The sequence below is a fragment of the Clostridium sp. genome (assembly GCF_016650095.1).
GTDB lineage: Bacteria > Bacillota > Clostridia > Clostridiales > Clostridiaceae > Clostridium_AD.
Genome location: NZ_JAENWL010000169.1, coordinates 1 through 7,521 on the forward strand (window position 1 = coordinate 1; position 7,521 = coordinate 7,521).

At 31.8% G+C, this 7,521-nt stretch carries 8 protein-coding genes; 4 read left to right on the forward strand and 4 right to left on the reverse strand.

From position 1 onward, the window contains the following. Positions 1-640, forward strand: a 640-nt coding sequence (gene arcC / locus JJE11_RS10860) for a carbamate kinase (protein WP_291635462.1), incomplete at its 5' end; no start/stop codon positions are given. A 271-nt stretch (positions 641-911) separates the two neighbouring features. Here arcC and JJE11_RS10865 read toward each other — a convergent pair. Beyond that, a complete protein-coding gene (locus tag JJE11_RS10865) occupies positions 912-1,349 on the reverse strand; it encodes a thioesterase family protein (RefSeq protein ID WP_291635465.1) in 438 nt (145 codons plus the stop codon). Between the two features lie 102 nt (positions 1,350-1,451). Further along, complete coding sequence (locus JJE11_RS10870; protein ID WP_291635467.1) at positions 1,452-1,985, reverse strand: LysM peptidoglycan-binding domain-containing protein; 534 nt, start codon at positions 1,983-1,985, stop codon at positions 1,452-1,454. Between the two features lie 286 nt (positions 1,986-2,271). Between JJE11_RS10870 and JJE11_RS10875 the strand changes: the two genes are divergently transcribed. Together JJE11_RS10875 and JJE11_RS10880 are read left to right on the forward strand one after the other, a co-directional pair. After that, positions 2,272-2,592, forward strand: coding sequence for a PadR family transcriptional regulator (locus JJE11_RS10875; RefSeq protein WP_291635470.1), 321 nt, complete (start codon positions 2,272-2,274; stop codon positions 2,590-2,592). Then, on the forward strand, positions 2,585-3,787 hold the full coding sequence (locus JJE11_RS10880; RefSeq protein WP_291635472.1) for a DUF2812 domain-containing protein: 1,203 nt from the start codon (positions 2,585-2,587) through the stop codon (positions 3,785-3,787). Before JJE11_RS10875 ends, JJE11_RS10880 begins: the two co-directional genes overlap by 8 nt. Before the next feature lie 137 nt (positions 3,788-3,924). On the opposite strand, the gene JJE11_RS10885 is transcribed toward JJE11_RS10880, so the two are convergent. Further along, positions 3,925-5,523 carry a hypothetical protein gene (locus tag JJE11_RS10885; protein WP_291635474.1) on the reverse strand — a complete coding sequence of 533 codons (1,599 nt, stop codon included), beginning with the start codon at positions 5,521-5,523 and terminating at the stop codon, positions 3,925-3,927. A 417-nt stretch (positions 5,524-5,940) separates the two neighbouring features. On the opposite strand from JJE11_RS10885, the gene JJE11_RS10890 reads away from it, so the two are divergent. Continuing rightward, positions 5,941-6,363 (forward strand): hypothetical protein, encoded by a 423-nt coding sequence (locus JJE11_RS10890; RefSeq protein ID WP_291635476.1) that lies wholly within the window; start codon positions 5,941-5,943, stop codon positions 6,361-6,363. Between the two features lie 171 nt (positions 6,364-6,534). On the opposite strand, the gene JJE11_RS10895 is transcribed toward JJE11_RS10890, so the two are convergent. Beyond that, entirely contained in the window at positions 6,535-7,437 is a 903-nt protein-coding gene (locus JJE11_RS10895; RefSeq protein ID WP_291635478.1) for a 3'-5' exoribonuclease YhaM family protein, read from the reverse strand. Positions 7,438-7,521: the final 84 nt, after the last annotated feature.

The following is a 7,521-nucleotide window of genomic DNA, read 5'->3' on the forward strand; positions in this document are numbered from 1 at the left end:
AGGCATAAAAAAGGAAGTTGCAACAGTAGTTACTCAAGTAATAGTTGACCAAAATGATGCAGGGTTTAAGAACCCAACTAAACCAGTAGGTTCTTTCTTTTCAGAAGAACATGCTAAGAAATTAATGACTGAAAAAGGATATATAATGAAGGAAGATTCAAATAGAGGCTGGAGACGCGTAGTTGCATCACCACTTCCAACGGCTATAGTTGAAGAACCAATAATTAAAACATTAGTTGAAGCTGGACATGTTGTTATAACTGTTGGTGGAGGCGGTATACCTGTAATTGAAAAGGGTGATGGAACACTTGAAGGAGTACCAGCAGTAATAGATAAAGATTTTGCTTCTGGTAAAATAGCAGAGTTATTAAATGCTGATGCATTGGTTGTACTAACAGCAGTTGAACAAGTTGCTATTAACTTTGGAAAACCTGATCAAAAGAATCTTTCAAGTATAACTGTAGAAGAAGCTAAAGCATATATTGAAGAAGGTCATTTTGCTCCTGGCTCCATGCTTCCAAAAATAAAAGCAGCGCTTACTTTCGTTGAAGCAAAAAAGGGTAGAAAAGCAATTATAACATCACTAGGCAAAGCTAAGGAAGCAATAGGTGGAACAGCGGGAACAGTTATAATAAATTAAGTATATTTTATTAAGGAAACATAAGTCATAAATTTAGAAATAAAAAATCCAGTAGAATATAAATAAATATTCTGCTGGATTTTTTAAGTTATTTTTGCTTTGTATAATGCTTGGATAAAACCACCAAATACATCGTGACTCAAGGTAAATCCGTTCTTTAGGTAGAAATGAAGTGCAGTGTCATTACCATTGGACTCTACTTATGAAATTTCACCACAGCATGTAGTGTCCAATACAATACTTAATGATAAAAATAAAACCTACAGAAAAATTATACCTTACTATCATTAATTGCTACATTTAATAATTGTAATTTTTCTAGTATGTCTGGATGTTTTTTCTTTAAATTAACTATCTTAAAATCGTTATCAACGAATGCATGTTTTGTACTCCCTTTAGTGATTTCTATACCTTCTTTTTCTCTAACAACGGAATAATTGAAGATTACCTTTACTGGAGTTAATTCCTCTATCCATGTTTTAATTATTAATTTATCGTCATATTTTGCTCCTTGAATATATTTACAATTGCTTTCGATCACTGGTATCATTATTCCGATTTTCTCCATGTCAGAATAACTCATGCCAATTTTCTTTATAAATTCTGTTCTGCCCACTTCAAAGTAGACTAGATAGTTAGCATGGTAGACTATATTCATTTTATCCGTTTCCGCATATCGAACAACTAGTGTATTTTCACTTACATACATATTAAAGCCTTCTTCCTATAATGTTCTTTCAATAACTATATCATAGCAGAAAGCAAATAAACATGGCTATTTTAGAAACTGCATCTATTATTTTACCAATATTCAAGCGGATATTAAAACCCCAGTGACTGTCATTACTTCTGTTGCAGTTCTTTGTCCATATGCTATGTTTTCACCTGCTGACATATATTTAATACCAAAATTTTTCATCATATCAAATGGTGAACCATAAGTTGGAGATTGATGTGAAAAATAATTTTTATCTATCATGTCTTGAGACTTATATCTAGCCACTCTCGATAATTGCCAATTAAGTTTTAGTGGAGCGAGTCCAACTTTTGCTCTTTCTGTATTTACCATTGTAACTACTTGTTTTTCTATTACTTTTACTTCCGTCAAATTGGGAACTTTTATAATTTGATTTACGTATATCATATTAGGATTTGATATTTGAGGATTAGCAGCTATTACCTCGGATACGCCTACTTGATACTTATAACAAATTCTCCATATGCTATCACCAGCTTTAACAGTGTAGTTAATGTTTGGAAACACTTGAGCAGAAGCAATTGAACTTATTCCTGTTGTTGCTAAAATACTTAAAGTTAAAATTAATGCCTTAACTGATTTATTCATATTTTGTACCTCACCTTCTAAAAATTAATATTTACAGCATTAAGTCTAATTTGCCACTTAAATTATATTTTAATTCTTTTTATTTATGGTAAATTTGGATAAATAAATGGGACCAAAGTCTTCTCTTCCATATAAAAACTCAATACGATTTTGAAAATCCTTCTAGTATTTATCTAGGGGGTTTTATTTTTATTATTGACAAATACTGTTTAATATACTACTATTATGCTATGCGATATATCGGAATGCATAATATCGTTAAGCATAATAACAGGAGGGACTATATATGCCATATAATGGTGGACCAATGACAGAAGCTATGTACTATGTGCTATTAGCACTTATGAATCCAAGTCATGGATATATACTCATGAAAGCTATTACTAAGGTTTCTAATGGACGATTGAACATGGGTCCAGGAACACTTTATGGAGTTCTTACGCGTATGCAAAAGGAAGGACTTATATCTCTTGCGGAAGATGATGGAAGAAGAAAAACTTATTCAATTACTGCTGACGGTGAACAAGCACTTCGTAATGAATATAAACGTCTAAGGGCGACAGTTAAAGATGGATTAATTTTAATGGAGGGTGAGGAGAATGAATAAGACAATTCGTAAGTTTCGTCCAAGTGATTTCTGGCGTATTGGTGAGCATGAAAGCTGGTTTTCTGAGATGGCAAGTAATGGCTTACATTTAAAAAAGGTAGGTATTTCTTTTGCCCACTTTACAAAAGGCGAACCAAGACAGATGAGATATAGGATAGATGTATTTAACTATAAAAATATTACATTAGAACAAAAAGAAATGTATTCTGAAAGTGGTTGGGATTATGTTGCAAGTTATGGCCTGTTTAATGTATTTTCATCGCCTGATGAATTAAATGCACCTGAACTCCACACGGATCCTGCTGAGCAAGCTTATACTTTGAATTACCTTGATAAAAAATTTACAAAAAGTGCGATTGGAATTGCTGTGGCAATAGCTTTAATGATAGGAATATTTGTTGCTCTTTGGTTCATTAATTCGGCACACTATCTTGCCTTAGTGGATGGATTAATTATTCAAATAGCAATTATGATAATTGCTGAATTATATGTGGTATACACTTCGGTACAAGCAGCCGTATCCATGCATGCACTACGAAAGACCTTGTCAGAGGGAAAGCCAATCAATCATTCGGCACCATGGAAAATGAAATATAAGGTGAATTTAATTGTAGTAAGTGTTATTATGATTCTTGCAATTTGTGCAGTTATACACCCTATTATGCAGATGACTATGAGAAAGACTAAAGCATTACCAATATCAAGTATCGGTTTACCTATTGTAAGATTAGCAGATGTGGAACAAAATCCTGAATTGGTTCCAGAGCAACCAGCTTATAATCGGAATAATATTGATTGGAATAGTCGTTATAGCTATGCTTGGAGTATAGTCTCGCCCTTACAAATTGAATCAGATGAGCGTGGAGAAGTTGCAAATGAATTATGGAATGATGGTAGCGGAATATATTCCCCTAACATTTCTAATTGGGCATATAAGATAAATTTACCTTATATTAATGAAGGTGTATTATCTGATTTAATAAATAGATATGGTGAAAAATTTAAAGGTGCGGTTTACGTGGAAATGGAGCATCCAGATTTTGATAAACTAATTGTTCATGAAGGAGATTATTTTGGTAAAGAAGTATTCGCTGCTAAAGGGAAGGGTGTAATTTATATTAGGTACCAGGGCAATGCATCTATTAATTCACTAATTGAAGCTGTTGCAGAAAAGATTAAATTAATTTCAGACTAGAAACACATACTCTAAAACTAAAGGATAGTTAAAATATAAACCACTTCGGAAATGAAGTGGTTTATATTAAGATTTCCTATAGTTTGTTTTTTTGTATTTGGGGAAAGGGGTAAAGTATCAGTATTAGAATTGTTCTTCTATGGTTTTGAATATATTGCGGCAGCCCAGTTGCCGTATACTCTGGTTTCATCTATAACTCGATATGATCTTATTTTATAGTAATAGATTATGTCTGGTACTAAATCTGAATTTGTATAAAATGAATTCGTAGTGTTAATTAAGAAGATGTATGGCACTGTACTCGAAATAGTAGTATATATTTCATAACCAGTTGCGCCTGCTACGGGGCTCCAGGTAAGTTTAACATTTTTAGAGCTGTTTCTAGTAGCTTTAAAATTAGTAGGTGGAGATGGTATTGGCGTAGAGCTTATCACAGCTGAAAGGTCGCTGATTATTTTATCCTTACCAATTATCTTATATGCCCTAACTCTATAATAATACTCATTATTGGTTGTTAATCCAGTATTATTATATAGTGTTGTCGTAGTTGATGATATTAAGGTATAAGGTCCTTCACTGGATGGCGCTCTATAAATTCCATACTTACTTGCCCCAGTTACGGCGTTCCAACTAATATTAATACTACTGTATGATGATGATACTGCTTTTACTGATATAGGTTTTGTAAGTATTGGTTTTGCGCTTACAAACTCTGTAAGACCACTATACGATTTAATCGTACCTATTGTCTTATACGCTCTAACTTTATAATAGTAAAACTTATTATTAGTTAGCCCAGTATTATTATACTTTGTTGTAGCAGTTGTTGCTATTAAAGTGTATGTTCCTTCAGGGGATGTTGCTCTATAAATTCCATATATACTTGATTTATTTACGGGGTTCCAGCTAACATTAATACTGTTATATCCCGATGATACTGCAGCAATTTTTGTGGGTATAGTGGGTGTATGCATATAGAAGTAAAAAGCATCTGTGGCAATAGTTGAACCCATGTTTCGTACGTGAACGGCGTTACCCTGGTTGTCCGCAACATATGCCAAAGTATAGTCTCCTTGCGTAACCCATCCCATAAATACAAAGCTGTGAGTGGGATAGCCTTGCCGACTGGGAGTTGTAAAACAAATACTTCCTGGTGTAAGCGTTTTAATATCGTATGAGGATACCCATGCATGTGCACTTAGATAAATTAAATACTGTCTTGTATTGCATGTTTCCAATGGAACTGTTATACCTATTCTTCTCATTGCTTCACTTGAAAAATAAACACAAGTATTTGTAGAAATTCCGCCATGTAATACAACAGCCCTGTTTAGTACACTACTAATGTTATCTGCAGAGCTTAAGTACGTTGATAATTTTGCTCCAATTACTGTTTGGTAAAGTCCTAATGTTGCCAGTCTATTTTCCTCTAATTTGGCTAATTTATCAGCTTCTTCTGTAGTTAAACTATCTAAATTTAGATTAACATCCTTATCTGCTTCTTTAGTGGTATTTGGATTCTTAACGGCTATTGCATCAATTTCTTCTTTCTTCGCTATATTTGCAGCAATATGTGCCAATTTGCTTGAGTCTAATAGCAAAGTTTTTTGACTTGCAATATAGAGATTGTTTTTGACTGGTTCTTCCGCCTTACTTACAATTACCCCAATATTAGTACATAACAGTACTACCAATGTTATGACAGTTGCTCTTACTATTGTTGTTTTTACTTTCACTTGTAATATTCCCCCAAATTTATTAGTGGCGTTGAAACTATATCATATTAAAGTAAGTATATTATTTCTAATTTAATTACTTTAATATGATATGATTGTAGTCATTATATGGTAATGAAATTTTACCTTATTGGAAATATATATTCTACTAGCCCCTGTTATAATCCTTTAATTTTTGTAATACCAATATAGATTAATTGGCAGTATCATCACAGTTAATAGTATTTTAGAAAAGGTACTACGATGACCTCTGGAAAGTTGTAGAAAAAATATTGGATAATAGAAGGATTTAAGAAGGCATATGTGAAATTTTGTAGAATATTATTGTAGTATGTTTTTTTTGAATAAATCAATAAATAGGTAAAATGATTTAGCAACTATAAGTGATTATATACATAGAAGAAGGGGGAATAAAATATGTTATCGAACTTCATTGAAAAAAAAATTACATTACACGAATTTAAAGTTATAAACAAGAGGGTACTAGAGGAAAAAGGGCGGATATTTATTAAACAGGATAGAGATAATTGTTTAAATAAAAATCCTTATTTTAGATTTGAGATGGAGATATTTAACTGTGTTTTTAATTCAGATGGAATTAAATTTCAGATTCAAGGTGGTAATCCAGGTGTTTATATAGATATAGTATTTGATGTTTTAAAAGGAGTCAAATCACATAGTTTAAAAGCGCCTGTTTATAATGTTAAATTTATATTTAATGCCAATCCGGATTCTTTTGCATACTTATTATACTTTGACGGCATGTGTATTACATATAATATCGAACCAAGTAAATTCATTAATATTTTAAATGATTTGAAATCTAGTGATATTAAATAAAGATAATAAGATTACGAATTTGAAATTGTAATTCTAGCGAATTGGGAGAAAAACTTGACTCTGCTACAGATTTAATAATGGTTGTTGTACTGATGATTGCACTATATCCAATCATCAGTCTAACATACCAAATTTGCCATAGGGCATTAATAATATTACTTAACAATTTTACTATAAATATAATTTAGTATCAATTCTTCTATCATAATCAGACCAATTACCAGGTTCTGTTTTATCCTTTATTTGAGAAATCTTATTCATAGTAGCATCCGTGGAATCAGCAAAATTAACTATAAATGCTTCTTCCATTTTCATTCCTCGTGGAGAACCAAATTCGGGCTTGCCGTGATGTTGGACAATACAGCCTTTTATCCTAGTAATAAAATCTTCAGAATACAATGATATATTTTCTCGAGTAGCTTTATCTATTAACTCTACTCCAATAACAATATGGCCTTCCATTTCTCCTCTAAGTGTATATTTAAAGGGACCATCATAATATAATTCATAAACCTTACCAATATCATGAAGTTTTGCTGCAAGTAACGCTATTTCTGTTCTTTTGCATTCATATCTTTCACAGAGCATGGCAGTTAAATACATGACATTTAGGGTATGTTCTGCAAGACCACCTATATAATTATGATGCATAGACACTCCACCTATTCCTCTTTGAAATTTATCTAAAAATATTTCATCCTTAAAGAAATAGTCGTTCAAAGCCTTTCCTTCACTTGAAACAATATACTTATTAGTAAATGACTCCATTTCCTCCATTATCTCTTCAATAGGCCTTTTTACTGTTGGAAGATAATCTGAGAGGTTATAATCTGTAATAAATTCATATTTTTTTACATCCAGATTTCTATCTTTAAATCCTTCAATCGCGATTACGCTTCCTTCTTTAATATCGCCCTTTTTACTGGGTATGTTAGCTTTTACTTCTCCACTTTTATCTACTAATATGCATACAACCTTAGAAGAATCTTTGACTAATATTTTCATTACCATTAATGTTATTTTTATTTTACTTTCACTTTTTATATCGCATAAAAAATTTTCTTTTGTAGTCATATTTTCCTCCAAATTAATTTATTTTTCATTATAGTATGTGTAAAAAGACTATTTGCACTTGTAACTATAACATATTTATTTCTA